This is a genomic window from Pseudomonas fluvialis, assembly GCF_002835605.1.
Lineage (GTDB): Bacteria > Pseudomonadota > Gammaproteobacteria > Pseudomonadales > Pseudomonadaceae > Aquipseudomonas > Aquipseudomonas fluvialis.
Window position 1 is genome coordinate 73117 of the sequence record NZ_PIYS01000027.1, and the last position, 14812, is coordinate 87928.

8 protein-coding genes are annotated in these 14812 nt (G+C 63.2%); 1 reads left to right on the plus strand and 7 read right to left on the minus strand.

The window, feature by feature from the left end:
• The 5 genes from selO to CW360_RS13330 all read right to left on the minus strand — a co-directional run bounded on the left by selO (nt 1) and on the right by CW360_RS13330 (nt 9678).
• Nucleotides 1–1461: a protein adenylyltransferase SelO gene (selO, locus tag CW360_RS13310; protein WP_101194023.1), complete on the minus strand. Its 1461-nt coding sequence runs from the start codon at nt 1459–1461 to the stop codon at nt 1–3.
• A gap of 62 nt (nt 1462–1523) precedes the next feature.
• Nucleotides 1524–4784: a mechanosensitive channel MscK gene (gene mscK / locus CW360_RS13315; RefSeq protein WP_425439771.1), complete on the minus strand. Its 3261-nt coding sequence runs from the start codon at nt 4782–4784 to the stop codon at nt 1524–1526.
• Nucleotides 4785–4855: 71 nt separating this feature from the next.
• Nucleotides 4856–6598, minus strand: coding sequence for a potassium/proton antiporter (locus CW360_RS13320; RefSeq protein ID WP_093984945.1), 1743 nt, complete (start codon nt 6596–6598; stop codon nt 4856–4858).
• Nucleotides 6599–6714: 116 nt separating this feature from the next.
• Complete coding sequence (locus tag CW360_RS13325) at nt 6715–8523, minus strand: acyl-CoA dehydrogenase (protein ID WP_093984946.1); 1809 nt, start codon at nt 8521–8523, stop codon at nt 6715–6717.
• A gap of 87 nt (nt 8524–8610) precedes the next feature.
• Nucleotides 8611–9678, minus strand: coding sequence for an NAD(P)H-dependent flavin oxidoreductase (locus CW360_RS13330; RefSeq protein WP_101194025.1), 1068 nt, complete (start codon nt 9676–9678; stop codon nt 8611–8613).
• 267 nt (nt 9679–9945) lie between these two features.
• Between CW360_RS13330 and CW360_RS13335 the strand changes: the two genes are divergently transcribed.
• Nucleotides 9946–10791 (plus strand): 23S rRNA (adenine(2030)-N(6))-methyltransferase RlmJ, encoded by an 846-nt coding sequence (locus CW360_RS13335; RefSeq protein WP_101194026.1) that lies wholly within the window; start codon nt 9946–9948, stop codon nt 10789–10791.
• A gap of 6 nt (nt 10792–10797) precedes the next feature.
• Here the strand turns inward: CW360_RS13335 and CW360_RS13340 are convergent, their stop codons facing one another.
• A complete protein-coding gene (locus CW360_RS13340) occupies nt 10798–12867 on the minus strand; it encodes an EAL domain-containing response regulator (RefSeq protein WP_101194027.1) in 2070 nt (689 codons plus the stop codon).
• Nucleotides 12868–12927: 60 nt separating this feature from the next.
• Nucleotides 12928–14745 (minus strand): molecular chaperone, encoded by a 1818-nt coding sequence (locus CW360_RS13345; RefSeq protein WP_093984950.1) that lies wholly within the window; start codon nt 14743–14745, stop codon nt 12928–12930.
• Nucleotides 14746–14812: the final 67 nt, after the last annotated feature.

A 14812-nucleotide genomic window follows, 5' to 3' on the forward strand; every position in this document is an offset into this window, starting at 1 on the left:
TCAGGAGGAGCAACTGATTTCCAGATGCTTGCCCCAGCTGGGCGGACGTGCAGCGTACTGGGTAAAAGCGGGCTGCTCGGCAAAAGGCTGGCTAAGCACCTTGTGTAGTTCATGCAGTGGGGCCAGGTCGCCCTGCTCGGCAGCGCTGATGGCCTGCTGGGCCAGGTAATTACGCAGTATGTAGCGCGGATTGACGGCTTGCATGCGCTGCTGGCGCTCGGCGGGGTTGCCTCCTTGCCGCTCCAGACGCAGCAGGTAGTCGCGAGACCAGCGATCGAAGCCGGCCAGGTCGAGCTGCTCGTCGCGTAGCTGGCGCAGGGCTACGGCCGGGTTATCTGCGCCGAGCTGCTGGAAGAACAGGGGGTAGTCCGTGGCGCTGCGTTGCAGCAGGGCCAGCAGGTCGTCGATCAGCGCTTGGTCGCCGGCCTCGGCATGCTGCAGGCCCAGGCGCTGGCGCATCAGCTCCAGGTAGTGCTGCTGGTAGCTGGGCAGGAACTGTTCGAGGCTGTGGCGCAGCTGTTCGACACTGACCTGCGGGGTCAGCGCCTGGGCCAGGGCGCTGAGGTTCCAGTGGGCGATTGGTACCTGATTGCGATAGCTGTAGCGGCCCTGGTGGTCGGAATGGTTGCACACATAGCTGGCATCGAAGTCATCGAGAAAGGCATAGGGGCCGAAGTCGAAGGTGATGCCGAGGATCGACATGTTGTCGGTGTTCATCACGCCATGACAGAAGCCATACGCCTGCCAACGGGCGATGAGCTGCGCGGTACGTTCCACGATCTCGGCAAACAGCGCCGCCCAGGGCTGTTCGGCCGCCAGGCAGGGTGTGAAATGGCTGGCCAGCAGGTGCTCGCCCAGCTGGCGCAGCTGAGCGTGCTGACCGGTGTAGTAGAAATACTCGAAGTGCCCGAAGCGGATATGGCTGGGTGCCAGGCGCATGAGCATGGCGGCACGCTCTTCCCGCTCGCGCCAGACCGGGGTCTGCGAGCCGGTCACGCACAGCGCCCGCGAGGTGGGAATGCCCAGTGCGTGCAGGTATTCGCTGGCCAGGAACTCGCGGATCGAGCTGCGCAGCACTGCGCGGCCATCGCCCATGCGTGAGTAGGGGGTCAGGCCGGCGCCTTTCAGGTGCAGATCCCAATGCTCGCCCGCGCTGTTGATCACTTCGCCGAGCAGCAGCCCGCGGCCGTCGCCCAGGCGCGGGTTGTAGACGCCGAACTGGTGGCCGGAATAGACCATGGCGCGTGGCTCGGCGGCGGCCCACAGGCTGTGCCCGGCGCTCAGGCGGGTCAGCTGTTGCGGATCGACATGCGCTGGGTCGAGGTCGAGCAGGGCCATCGCCGCCGGACTGCTGATCAGCAACTGTGGCTGCTCAATGGGCTGCGGCAGTACGGCTGTGGAAAAGTCATCGCCGAGCCGGGCGAAGCGGTTGTCGAAGTGCAGCGCGTCGAGTGCCACCATGCAGGCCTCCGTTTATTTCCGAGTAGCTTACTAGGAATAAACGTAGGCCTGTAGCCTGTGACTCAGTGGCCTGGGCCTTCGCTGATGTGCAACTGCTGGCCGCTGACGTTCTTGATGAATACGTCGAGCTGGCGGAAGGCAATTTCGATGCCGTGCTCCTTGAACTGGCGATCGATTTCCCGGTTGATCTCGTCGATGGCCGGGTTGCGGTCGCCCAGCTCTCGGACATGGATGCGCAACTCGTGGTCCAGGGTGCTTTCGCCGAAGTTGAGGAAATACACCATCGGGTTGGGTTCGCGCAGCACGCGAGGATTGTGCTGGGCGATCTGCAGCAGCAGGCGTCGCACCAGTTCCAGGTCGGAGCCGTAGCCGACCCCCACGCGAATGGTGACGCGGGTGACGGTGTCGCTGAGCGACCAGTTGACCAGTTGCCCGGTGATGAAGGTCTTGTTGGGGACGATGATTTCTTTGCGGTCGAAGTCGGTGATGGTGGTGGCGCGGATGCGAATGCGGCTGACCGTGCCGGACAGGTTGCCAATGGTTACCACGTCGCCAATGCGCACCGGGCGCTCGAAGAGGATGATCAGCCCGGAAATGAAGTTGGCGAAGATTTCCTGCATGCCGAAACCGATACCTACCGACAGGGCCGCGACCAGCCATTGCAGCTTGTCCCAGCTGACCCCCAGGGTAGACAGGGTAACTACGCTGCCTAGGCCGACGATCAGATAGGAGAGCAGGGCCGTGGTGGCATAGGCACTGCCCTGGGCGAGACGCAGGCGTGAAAGCACCAGGACTTCCAGAAGGCCCGGCAGGTTGCGTGCCAGCACCACGGTGAGCATGACAATGACGATGGCGCCGATCAGGTCACCCAGGCTCAGGGGCACCAGGGTCGCCGTTTCTCCGCTGCCGCTGGTGTACTGGTACAGGGTGATCTGGTTGAGGTAGGTAAACACCGTCAACAGATCGGCCCAGACCCAGTACAACGCCACGCCGAACACGCCCAGCAGGGTCAGGCGGATCAGGCGCAGAGATTGCTGGTTGACCTGCTCGATATCCAGGCTGGGTTCTTCGATGGCCTCGCCGCTTTCACTGTCCTTGGCCGTACTCTGCCGCTTGCTCAGTGCGCGCTGATAAGCCAGGCGGCGGGCGGCTACCGACAGTCCACGGACGAAACTGGCTTCCACCACGACCCAGAGCAGCAGCAGGTAGAGGGTGTCGATAAGGCGGTCGGTGAGCTTCAGGGCGGTGTAGTAATAACCGAAGCCCACGGCGATGATCAGCCCCAGCGGCAGCAGGGTGATGCCCAGGCCGAGCAGCAGGCGCAGCGGCGAGGCATGTTCGCGTGCCTCGGCCGAAAGCAGCAGGCGGGCCAGCAGCCAGGTCATCAGGCTGTAGCCGATCAATACGATGGCCATGCCCAGGGCATCTTCATCGAAGGCCGAAGGATGGTTTTCGGCAATGGTCACTACGGCGACCAGCGGTATCACTACCAAGCCAAGACGGCGGATCTGCACGAACAGGAAGCGTGTCAGCTGTTGGTCCCAGTGGAAGTGTCGCTCGGCAATGCCATGCGGGCGCAGAATACGGAAGCTGCAGTAGAGGACCAGCCAGGCCTGGGCGATTTCCAGCAGTGCCGGGGCCAGGTAGACGTTCTGGCCGCGGGCATCGAATTCCAGGGCGAGGCCGCCAAGCAGCAGTAGCAGGCTGACCGGCAGTGCCAGCAGCAGGTTGAGCAGCAAGGCCTGTGGGGTATGCAGTTGGCTGTCGCGTTTGTAGTGGCCGATATCCTGATCAAGTGCCTGCAGGCGATCCTTGATGCGCTGGCGATGCCAGAACAGACCCAGGGCGAGCAGGAAAACCGGAATGAACAGCCAGGGGCGACTGCCTAGGCCGCGCCAGAGTTCTTCCAGGGTACTTTGCCAGGGAATACCGAGTAGTTGCTGCTGGAGCAGCTGGGGCCAGCTCTGCAGCCAGGCCAGGTCCAGCGGGCGATTGCTGGGAATCCAGAACATCTGCTCGTCGAGGGTCTGGCGTAGCGCATTGGCCGTACTTTGCAGCTGCTTCTGGTTCAGCTGCAGGGTAATGCTGACGTTGAGCAGGGCGTTCAGCTCACGATCTAGGCGTTCCAGCAACTCACTGCGTGCCTGGGCCAGGCTGCTCAACTGGCTGTGCAGCTCGGCGTCGCTGGCGTGGCTGCCCAGGCGGCGCTCAATGTATTGGGGGACATTGCTGAGCAGGGCGCGTTGCTGGCCCAGTTCGAACTGACGCAGGCGCAGGTCGGCAATCTCATCGGTGAGATTGCCCTTGAGGTTCAGGCGCGGCAGTTCGAGCTTCTGCTGGTAGAGAATCTTCGACAGCAGCAGGCTGCCACGCAGCACGTTGATCTGTTCTTCCAGGGCCTGCTCGGCCTGGCTGAGGTTGTCCAGTTGCTGGCGTACCTGCAGGTTTTGCGTGGTCAGGCTGTTGAGCCGGTCGGTAGTCTTGAGCAATTGCTCGGAATATTTCTGGTTGAGCAGGCTTTCTTCCTGCAGCAGGCTGTTGCCGCCATCGTTCTGGGCCTGGCCGCCCAGCTCGGCGACGGTTTGCTCGGATTGCGCGCGACGCTTGTCGCTGATCAGTTCCTGGAGGGTGAGAATGTCGCTTTCCAGGCGACCGATGCGCAGGTTGAGCAGGTCGCGGCGGCTGCTGGCCAGCTCCAGCAGCTGGTTGTTGCCGGCAAGGCTCTCGCGCAGCAGCAGGTTGTCGCTGTCCAGGGCCGCCAGCTCGGCCTGCAGCAGGTCGCGTCGTTCGCTGCTCAGCGGGCGATTGCCGTCGCGGTTGCTCTTCAGCTGGTTGCTGATTTGCTGGCTGCGCGTCTGGTTGCTGCTGATCTGCGCCTGGGTGCGCTCTGGTCGGGTCTGTGCGGCGATCAGCTGACTGTTGCTTTCACCCAGTGCCTGTTGCCACTCGCTCAGTTGTTTGTTGCGTTCCCCCAGCAGTTGTTCGAGCTGCTCCACCGAACGATTGCGTGACTGGCTGGCCAGGTCGCTGGGCGTCAGCTGCTTGAGTTGGGCCAGCTCGCGCTGGTTCTGGGTGACCTGGCGTGGTGCCTGCTCGAGTTGCTGGCGCAATGCCTTGAGCTGGCTGTCGCTGTTGTCTCGCTGACGCAGGAAGGCCAGGGTTTGCTCCAGGGTGGCCTTGACGGCAGCCTCTTCGGCTTCGGCCAGCTTGCGTTCGGCCAAGCCGTTGAGGCTGGCTTGTACCTGGTCGCTGCTGGGCACACCATGAGCCAGCAGGGAAACACAGAGCAACAGGGGATATAGCAAGGCACGCAGCGGGGACATGACAACGCTCATGGCAGTAACAACGAAGGCGCTAGTCTAGCAGCCTGCTGATGGCGCAGGCTGCGCCTGGCTCACAGGAACAGACCGGGCCCGCTGCGGCCTTCCGGAAAACGTACGCCGATCTTGGCTATTCGGTTGCCTTCCAGTTGCGCGACCGTCCAGGTCAGACCCTGCCACTCGATTTGGTCGCCGATCACCGGGGCGCCGCCAATTTGCCCGAGCATGAAGTTGGCCAGGCTCTGCTGAGCCTCTTCTTCACCCAGGGGCAGGCCATACAGCTTGGCAATTGCGCCAAGTTCGGCTTCGCCTTCGAGAATGAAGTCGCCAAAGAAGCGCAGGTCCTGGCCGCGCTTGGGTGGCTGGCTGAACAGTTTGCCCAGTGCCGGCAGGTCGTGTTCATGGCCGACCACGCAGAGTACGTCGCCGGCCTCCAGGGTGGTACTGCCGGATGGGTGGAGCAATTGGCGCTGGCGAAACAGCGCAGCGACACGGGTGCCTTCGGGCATCTTCAAGGCACGCAGGGGCGCGCCAATACACCACTTCTCCGCGCCGAGGCGGTAGATAAACAGTTCCCACTGGCTGGTGGGGTGTACCTCCAGTCCCGCGCGCGAGATGGGCGCTGGCTCGGGGGGGACGGTGACCCTGGCCAGGCGTGCCACCCAAGGCAGGCTGGTACCTTGCAGCAAGAGGGAGACCAGTACGATGAAGAACGCCAGGTTGAAGAACAACTGGGCGTTCTCCAGGCCGGCCATCAGCGGGAATACGGCAAGGATGATGGGGACCGCGCCGCGCAGGCCTACCCAGGCGATAAAGGCCTTTTCACGGTCGTGGAAGGCGCGGAATGGCAGCAGGCCGAGGAAGACCGAAAGTGGGCGCGCCACCAGAATCATCCACAGCGCCAGGGCCAGCGCTGGCAAGGCGATCGGCAGCAACTCGTGCGGCGTCACCAGCAGTCCTAGCACTAGGAACATGCCGATCTGCGCCAGCCAGGCCAGGCCATCGAGCATATGCAGGATGCCATGGCGTGAACGGATAGGCAGGTTGCCGAGCAGCAGCCCGCACAGGTAGATGGCCAGGAAGCCACTGCCGCCGAGCGCGTTGGTGATGGCGAACAGGGCCAGGCCGCCGCTGACGGTGAGTAGAGGATAGAGGCCACTGGCCAGGCTTAGGCGATTGACCAGTTGCAGGAGTAGCCAGCCGCCGCCCAGGCCGAGCGCTGCGCCAAGGCCGAATTGCCAGAGCAGCTGGGCGGCGACGCTCAGGTCGAAGTGATCCTGGCCGCTGGCCAGCATGGCAATCAGGGTGACGGTGAGGAATACCGCCATGGGGTCGTTGCTACCTGATTCGATTTCCAGAGTGGCGCTGACTCGCTGGTTAAGCCCCTGGCCACCCAGTAGAGAGAATACCGCAGCGGCATCGGTCGAGCCGACGATGGCGCCGATCAGCAGGCCTTCCAGCCAGTGCAGGTCGAATAGCCAGGTGGCTGCCAGGCCGGTCAGCCCGGAGGTCAGCAGCACGCCCAGGGTGGCCAACGACAGGGACGGCCAGAGGGCCACGCGAAAGCTCTTGACCTGGGTGCGCAGGCCGCCGTCAAGGAGGATGACGGCCAGCGCCAGATTGCCGACCAGATAGGCCAGCGCATAGTTGTCAAAAACAATGCCGCCTACGCCATCGGTGCCGGCCAGCATGCCAACGCCGAGAAATATCACCAGGATCGGTATGCCCAGGCGCGTACTGACCGAACTCAACAGGATGCTGGCGCCAACGAGCAATGCTCCAATCAGCAACAGGCTGTTGATGGTGATGGCGTCCAAGGGCTACTCCGACAGGCAGGAAACAGGGCGCCGCAGGGGGCGCCTGTTTCGATTCTGCGGGCTGCCGGCGCGGGCTGTCAAAGTGTCACAGGCGGCCCAGCTGGCGCCTGCTGTCTTCAGAACCAGTCCGGCTGCATGGCCAGGCAGGTCGCGTCGCGGGCTTCCAGCAGGTTCAGGGCATGCTGACAGGCGGGCACTTCCCAGGTCAGGAAATAGCCTGCAGCCTGCAGCTTGCCTTGATAGAAGGCGCATTCCTCGGCGTTGTCGAGGCTGCGCAAGCGGCCCTGCTCGGCACGGATCGCCTGCTCCAGCCAACGCCAGCCAATCACCGCATGGCCGAACACGTTCAGATACAAAGCCGAGTTGGCCAGGCCCTGTTCGACCTTGCCGGCCATGAGGTCGCCGAGCAGGGCCAGGGTCACGCTGCCCAGGCGCTGTACCAGCTGTTCGAGGGGTTGGCGCAGGTGCGTCAGCGTCTCGAACTGACTGGCCTGTTGGCAGGTGGCCTGGATCAGTGCCATCAGTTGCTTGAGCGCGGCCCCTTTGTTCATCGAGACCTTGCGCCCGAGCAGGTCGAGCGACTGAATACCGTGGGTGCCCTCGTGGATTGGGTTCAGGCGGTTGTCACGGTAGTACTGTTCAACCGGATACTCGCGGGTATAGCCGTGTCCGCCGAGGATCTGGATGGCCAGTTCGTTGGCCTTGAGGCAGAACTCCGAGGGCCAGGATTTGACGATCGGGGTAAGCAGGTCGAGCAGCTCCAGGGCGCTCTGGCGCTCCTCGGCGGTTGCCAGGGTCTGGGTGTCGTCGAACAGCCGCGCGGCGTACAGACCGAGGTCGAAGGCACCCTCGACGTAGGCCTTCTGGGTCAGCAGCATGCGCCGTACGTCGGCGTGTTCGATGATTGCCACCTGTGGGCTGCTCGGGTCCTTGCCGTCGGCAGGGCGGCCCTGTGGGCGGTTGCGCGCGTAGTCCAGCGAGTACAGGTAGCCGGCGTAGCCAAGCATGATGGCGCCCATGCCGACGCCGATGCGTGCCTCGTTCATCATCTGGAACATGTAGGACAGGCCGTGGTGCGGCTTGCCCACCAGATAGCCGACACAGTCGTCGTTATCGCCGAAGTTCAGCGCCGTGGACGTGGTGCCGCGCCAGCCCATCTTGTGGAACAGGCCGGCCAGCAGGGCATCGTTGCGCTTGCCCAGGCTGCCGTCTTCGTTGACCAGGAACTTCGGCACGATAAACAGACTGATGCCCTTCACTCCGGGCGGTGCGTCCGGCAGCCTGGCCAGCACCATGTGCACGATGTTCTCGGAGATCGGCTGGTCGCCGCCGGAGATGAAGATCTTGTTGCCTTTGATGCGGTAACTGCCGTCGGCGTGCGGCTCGGCCTTGGTGCGGATATCCGACAGGGAAGAGCCGGCGTGCGGCTCGGTCAGCGCCATGGTGCCGAAGAAGCGGCCGTCGATAATCGGCTGCAGGTATTTGCGTTTCTGCTCGTCATTGCCGAAGGCTTCGATCAGGTTGGCCACGCCCATGGTCAGCATCGAGTAGGAGCTGGTGGCGATGTTGGCCGACTGGAAGTGGGCGAAGCAGGCCTGCGACAGCAGGTTGGGCAGCTGCATGCCGCCCTGCTCGAAGTCGCGGGTGGCGTTGAGAAAGCCCGCCTCGTGGAAGGCGCGCAGGGCCGGCTCGACCTCGGGGATCAGCACTGCGCCACCGTCGACATATTGCGGCTCATGCTCGTCGTTCTTGCGGTTGTGCGTGGCGAACAGTTCCTCGGCGATACCGCGGGCGGTGGCGATGGCGGCGTCGAAGGTTTCGCGGTTGTGCTCGGCGAAACGTTCGCGTTGGGTCAGGGCTTCGGCGTCGAGTACTTCATAGAGTTCGAATGCCAGGTTGCGGGAGCTGAGCAGAGTTTCGGACATGGAACGGGCCTCCAGATGAGGGTTCGAGTCTAGGCAGTCGCTGCCCCGGCTGCCCAGCATCATCAGTTGTGGTGATAAAGCACCACATCAGCCATCGGTGGGCGAACCTCGATCTGCAATGAAGCCCTGAGCCAGCGCATGAGTCAGTTCTGCGGCCGGCATGGGCTGGCAGTTGGCGATGTTCTGTCCGGCCCATAGGGGTGAGAAATCCCCGCTGCCCTGTGCCTCGGCGGCTGCCCGCAAGGGCGCGATGGCCGCGCTGGCCAGCGGGAAGGCCGGCGCCTGCGTGCTGAGCGGACCCAGTTCGCGCATCAGGCGATTGACGATGCCCCGCGCCGGACGCCCGCTGAACAGGTTGGTTAGCGCCGTGTGACGTGCATTCGGACTGTGCAGGGCGGTGCGGTGCACGACGCTGGTAGTGGCTTCCGGGCACAGCAAGTAAGCACTGCCCACTTGCACGCCTGCCGCACCGAGGGTCATGGCAGCCGCTACGCCACGCGCATCGCTGATACCGCCGGCGGCGATCACTGGCACCGCGAGGGCATCGACCAGTTGCGGCAGCAGGGCGAAGGTGCCGAGCTGGCGGCTCAGGTCAAAATCCATAAAGTGCCCGCGATGCCCGCCGGCCTCCAGCCCCTGGGCAATCACCGCATCGACACCGCGTTCCTGTAGCCACAGCGCTTCTTCCAGGGTGGTGGCCGTGCAGAGAATCTTCGCGCCACTGTTGCGGACTCGCTGCAGCAAGGTTTCATCCGGCAGGCCAAAGTGGAAGCTCACCACCGCCGGGCGGAACTCGGCTACCAATTCGGCCGTTTCGTCATTGAAGGGCAGACGTCCAGGCCCACCCGCAATGCACGTCCGGTCCACGCCCAGCTCGTCATAGTAAGGTGCCAGCGTGTCCCGCCAGCCAGCCTCGCGGGCGGCGTCCGGTTCTGGCAGGGCGTGGCTGAAGAAGTTGAGGTTGAACGGGCGTGCGGTCAGTGCGCGCATCGCTTGCAGTTCCTGACGCAAGGCGGCGGGCGTGAGCATGGCGCAGGGCAGTGAGCCGAGGCCGCCGGCCTGGCACACGGCGGCGGCCAGGCGATGATCCTGCGCGCCGGCCATCGGCGCCTGGATCAGGGGCAGTTCGCAGCCAAGCAGGTCGTCGATCAGCATGAGTGCTCCATTTTCGCGGGTGGAAGGTCGGTAGCCGTGACTCGCACAAGACCACGGCTGGCCAGCGCATGCCTGGCTCTTGCCCTACAGACTTGCGCAGCAAGACTGCTCGGGGCAAGCCTTGTACCGTATTGCCAGCGTGCGACAGGTGCCGAAATGGGGCGCTTGCCTCAATCAAGCAGCTGATGGCGGCAGCCTGCCCTGTACGTTGGGGCGCGCGTAAAACCGGTGCAGCGGGTAAACTTGCCGCTCGCTTCGGAGAGCCCCATGAACTACCGTCACGCCTTTCACGCCGGCAACCATGCCGACGTGCTCAAGCATCTGTGTATCGCGCGCATCCTGGCCCTGCTGGCCAAAAAGGATGCGCCCTATGCCTATCTGGACAGTCATGCTGGTGTGGGGTTGTATGACCTGCTGGGCGACCAGGCCAGCCGTACTGGCGAGTGGCGCGAAGGTATCGGTAGGCTGTGGGAGCAGCCGGCGCTTCCGGAAGCGCTGATGAATTATCTGCAGGTAGTGCGGGCGCTGAATGCTGATGGCCGCTTGCGTTACTACCCGGGATCGCCGGAGTTGGCGCGCCGCCTGAGTCGCCCGCAAGACCGTCTGCACTGCAATGAAAAACACCCGGAAGATGGCGCGCTGCTCAAAGCCAATATGGCCGAGGATCGGCGCGTAGCGGTGCATCGCGGTGACGGTTGGCATGTGCCGCGGGCCCTGCTGCCGACAGCGGAAAAACGCGTGCTGCTGCTGATTGATCCGCCTTTTGAGCAGGTCGATGAACTGCAGCGTTGTGTAAAGGCGCTGAATGACGCGCTGGGTCGCATGCGCCAGGCCATTGTCGTGATCTGGTATCCGATCAAGGATGAGCGGCAGTTGCGCAGTTTCTACCAGGCGCTGGCTGCCAGTGCGGCGCCGAAGTTGCTGCGTGCCGAGCTCATGGTGCATCCGGCCGACAATGCGTTGGGCCTGAACGGTTCAGGGCTGGCGATTGCCAATCCGCCCTGGGGGCTGGAAGACAGCCTGCGTGAGCTGCTGCCCTGGTTGGCTGAGCAGCTGGCGCAAAGCCAGGCAACCTGGCGTCTGGACTGGTTGATCAGTGAGGCGGAAGCCTAGGCGCAATCACTCGTCGCCGGAAGAAAAGTCGTAATCCATCGACTGGCTGGGACCTTGCAAGTAGTAGCCCTGGATGTAGTTGACACCGGCCTGCCACAGCGTGGCGAGCACCGAGGCGCTTTCCACGCAGGGTACGATGGTCAACTTGGCCTGGGCATGCAGGCTGGCCAGTAGGGTCTTCAGGGCTTCCTGGTTTTCCGGGTTGGCCAGGTCATGGCTGAAGGAGTTGTCGATCTTCACGAAGTCGACATGCAGGTGCTTAAGGCTGTTGAACGGGTTGATGGCACAGCCGAACTGGCTCAGTGCGACTTTGCAGTGCAGTTGCGCCAAGCCCTGGGTCAGTGCCTTGGCCTGGCGCAGGTAGGCAATGGCATCCGGCTCGGCGAGCTGCAGGACCAGGGCGTCGGCCGGCAGGCGGGCTGCCTTGGTGGCCACGCTCAGCCAAGGCAGTAGGGTCGGATCCTGCACGCTACTGGCTGTCAGGTGCACGAACAGTCGGGTGTTGTGGCCCTTGTTGCGGTGCTCGGCAAGCAGCTTGATGGAGTTGAGGATCACCCAACGGTCGATTTTCTCTGCCAGCCCCAGCTCCATGGCGGCGGCGAGGAACTCGGCGGGCGGGACTTCCTCGCCCTGTGCGTTGTGCAGGCGCAGCAGCACTTCGTAGTGCTCTTCGTTGTCGCCACGCAGGCTGATGATCGGCTGGAACAGCAGGCGGAAGCCGTTGGTCTCCAGGGCTTGTTGCAGCATGGCCTGGATGTTGCCGCGGCTGGCGGCAGCGGCCAGTTCTTCAGCCGGATCGTAGAGCTTGATGCCATTGCCGTCGCGCAACTCGTCGGCGCAGCGATGGGCGCGATCGACAATGTCCTGGGCGCGTGCGGTTTTTTCATTGAGCCCGGCCACGCCGATGCTCAGGGTGGTTTGTGCGGTGCGTCCGCTGACTTCGAAAAGATGCGCTTCGACTTTCTTCAGGAGAGCCTGAAGCGCAGCGTGTGCCTGTTCTGGATGTTGCCCGGGCAGTAGTACGCTGAAGATATCATCGCCAAAACGTGCCAGTTGGGCGTCGCTGGCAAAGTGTTCGCGCAGCAGGTGGGCGAGGTCGGCCAGCAGCAGGTCGATGCCGGCAATGCCTACCTCGGCAAGCAGGCTGGCGTAGCGATCCAGGCGAATATAGGCCAGCGTAGCGCTTTGTCCCTGGCTGACGGCGCGTTCTACTGCCGCATCCATCAGTTCGAGGAAGTGTGGGCGGTTGTACAGACCGGTGACCAGGTCCTGGCTACTGATTTCGCGGAGTTTTTCTTCCAGCTCGGCATTGCTGCTTTCAGCGCGCAGTACCACCTGGATGCAGGGTTCGCCATCGTAGGTGGCCGGCGAGAAGCTCATGCGGATACTGAACTGGCTGCCGTCGATGTGTGCTCCCTGGCAGCTGAGCTCGGCACTCTCCTCACCGCTACGGTAGCTCTTGAGAAAGTCCTTGAAGGCACCCTGATCGCTGCCGGCAATCAGATCGATCATTGGCATGCCTTCCAGTTCCTCGCCATCGGCGTAGCCGAACATCTCCACGTAGGCACGGTTGGCGTAGATGTGCATGCCGTCATGTACGTAGGCGATGGCGTCTACCGAGCTGTCGAGCAACAGCTGGCAGCGCTTTTCTGCTTCGCGCAAGGCCACTTCCGCACTGCGTCTGGCGCGACGTTCTTCAAGGTTGCTCAGCTCGCGCTTGGCCACCAGCAGCAGACGTTCGTCCTCTCCCGCTGGCAGGGCATCCTGGGCGCCCAGTTGCAAGGCTTCGGTAATGTTGTCCGGATCGTTGTCCACGACCAGCTGAATAAAGGGGATGTCCTTGGCCTGCCGGCGAATGGCGTTGAGTGCTTCGTGCGGGTCCAGGTGCTCGCTGTAAGGTGCGGCAATCAGCAGATCCCAGCTCTGTTGCAGGGCTTCGGCCAAATCGTCACTGGACGTCAGGCGATGCACTCGGGTGGCATGCCCGGCATTGCGAAACAGGCTGACCAAACGCTCTGCTTCGTTCTGCGAGTCTTCGAGAATCAGCAGGCGGATGGTTTTTTTTGCAATGGCCATGGCAGGTCTATTTGCGCACTAAAGGCGCTAAAAAGCTGGAAAAATAAGGGTTTGGCGAATCTACAGCGACTTCCAGAGGGAGTCAAAGTCTTCCTCCAGACTGACCCCGGAGGCTTTCCCGCTTGTGACCGGCTTCCCTTCCGGGTGGTCGGCGGCATCGGTCAGACGGTACTGGAACTGGCTGAAACTGCCGGTGGCACACAGGCGTCTGCCAAGCGTTGCACGGTGCTCTTCGCCCTGCAGGTTGAGCTGTACCTTGCTCCCTTCCTGAAACGGTAAGCGCGGCGTAATCAGGCTGGCGGGGCGGGAGATCACGCGAATTTCCGGCAGTAGCAGGGCGCGCAGGTACTGGCTGTTTTGTTCCTGCTTGCGGATCAGTTGCAGGCCGCAGGGTTGCGCCTGCGGGGCGATCAGCTCGATACCCATCTGCGTGCCACCACCGCGCACCTGGCGAATCCAGCGCACCACGGCCACGGTCCAGGCGCGTCCTGGCATGTCCTGTATGCCGAGCAGCTCGCCGGTCTGCAGCTGGCTGGGAACCTCGCGTGGCCAGCTCAGGCAATAGCCGCCGGGGCTGTGGTTAACGATAGGCAGTTCATGCACGGGATATTCGTCGCTGTCGGCGTCGCTCCCCAAGCCAGTCTCTTCGCTCTCTGCAGCAGGCTTGTACTGAATCTCTTCCATATCCAGCCCGGCGTCCCAGCGCATGCCGGGTTGTGCATCAAAGGCGTTGCCCCATATATCCTGGGCGGCGCCGGCATCGCTGGCGAACACCGCCTGCTTGGGGACTTCCGGACGCTTGAGCTGCTGTGCCAGGGTCTTGCGCTCGCCCAGGTAGTAGTGCAAAGCGCTCATGCCGATACACAGGGTCAGTTGCCCCTGGCCCTGGTTGCGCTGGAAGGTGCGTTCGGCAATATCGCCCCATGCGGCGGCCAGGTGTTGCAACATGTCCACGCTGAAGTGCGCGGGAACCAGTAGGCGCGAGCCTTGCCGTTCTTCCTCGGGCAGCAGCAGGTATTCCTTGATGCTGTCAGCCAGTGGATGGGTATCCAGGCCAAGCATGTGTTGCTGCTCGGCACTACCAAAGAGCGACTTGAAACGCGGCGGGCCATCCTGTTGTGGTGCAATGGCGAATAGGCTGGCGCTGTCGCTGGCAGGCAGCAGGCGTGCCAGCAGGCTCCAGGCTTCGAGGATTTCAGCGAGTCGGGCAATGCCGCTCTGGCGCATCTGATTGGTGCGTGCGCAGCCGAGCAGCAAGGCAACCAGGTAACTCTGTGCGCAGCTCATGGCGTTGCCATGGCGTGCCAGACCATCGCTGACCGGCTGCTCGGCCAGTTGAGCCTGGCTGGCGATCTGGTACAGCTGGTGCAGCTCCAGCCACAGGCCTTCCGGCACCGGGCAGTAAAGCTGGCTGGCGCGCACCAGCGGGGCGGTCAGGCTGCGGATGGCGCGTTGCAGGGCAATCAGTAGGTGATTGTCGCGCTGTCGGTTGCTGGGTTCCTGAAGCGCCTGGCTGACAATCAGTTTGTAGCCGATGGCCAGGTGGTTTTGCAGGGCCTGGCAGAGGTTGGCAACCTTGCGCGGACGCTCGTCAAGCACGATGGCCTGGCCGATGAAATGGCGTTCCAGATGCTGACAGACGAAATGAATTTCCGGACGCAGCAGCTCAAGCATTTGCAGGCGCTGTTCGCTGGCGCACTGCAGCTGGTTGAGTTCCACCAGGGCCTGATACAGCTGGCGTGCGGTTTCACCGATGTTGGCCTTGGGCAGGCCGGCCACCCAGCGACGCAGATCGCGTAGCGAACCGTCGCAGAAGCTCAGGTTGTGTCGATCGGGTGTAGGCACCCGAAGACGCAGCTGGGGGCGAGGACTATCCATTGCTTGCCGTGACTCCATGATCCGGTGTGCGGTGGTCAGCGCTCAAGACGCCGCCGCCGCCAGTGTT

Excerpts from the sequence above, each read along its gene's own strand:
- selO (WP_101194023.1), bottom strand. The coding sequence starts at position 1,461 with ATGGTGGCACTCGACGCGCTGCACTTCGACAACCGCTTCGCCCGGCTC.
- mscK (WP_425439771.1), bottom strand. The coding sequence starts at position 4,784 with ATGTCCCCGCTGCGTGCCTTGCTATATCCCCTGTTGCTCTGTGTTTCC.
- CW360_RS13325 (WP_093984946.1), bottom strand. The coding sequence starts at position 8,523 with ATGTCCGAAACTCTGCTCAGCTCCCGCAACCTGGCATTCGAACTCTAT.
- CW360_RS13330 (WP_101194025.1), bottom strand. The coding sequence starts at position 9,678 with ATGCTGATCGACGACCTGCTTGGCTGCGAACTGCCCCTGATCCAGGCG.
- CW360_RS13335 (WP_101194026.1), top strand. The coding sequence starts at position 9,946 with ATGAACTACCGTCACGCCTTTCACGCCGGCAACCATGCCGACGTGCTC.
- CW360_RS13340 (WP_101194027.1), bottom strand. The coding sequence starts at position 12,867 with ATGGCCATTGCAAAAAAAACCATCCGCCTGCTGATTCTCGAAGACTCG.
- CW360_RS13345 (WP_093984950.1), bottom strand. The coding sequence starts at position 14,745 with ATGGATAGTCCTCGCCCCCAGCTGCGTCTTCGGGTGCCTACACCCGAT.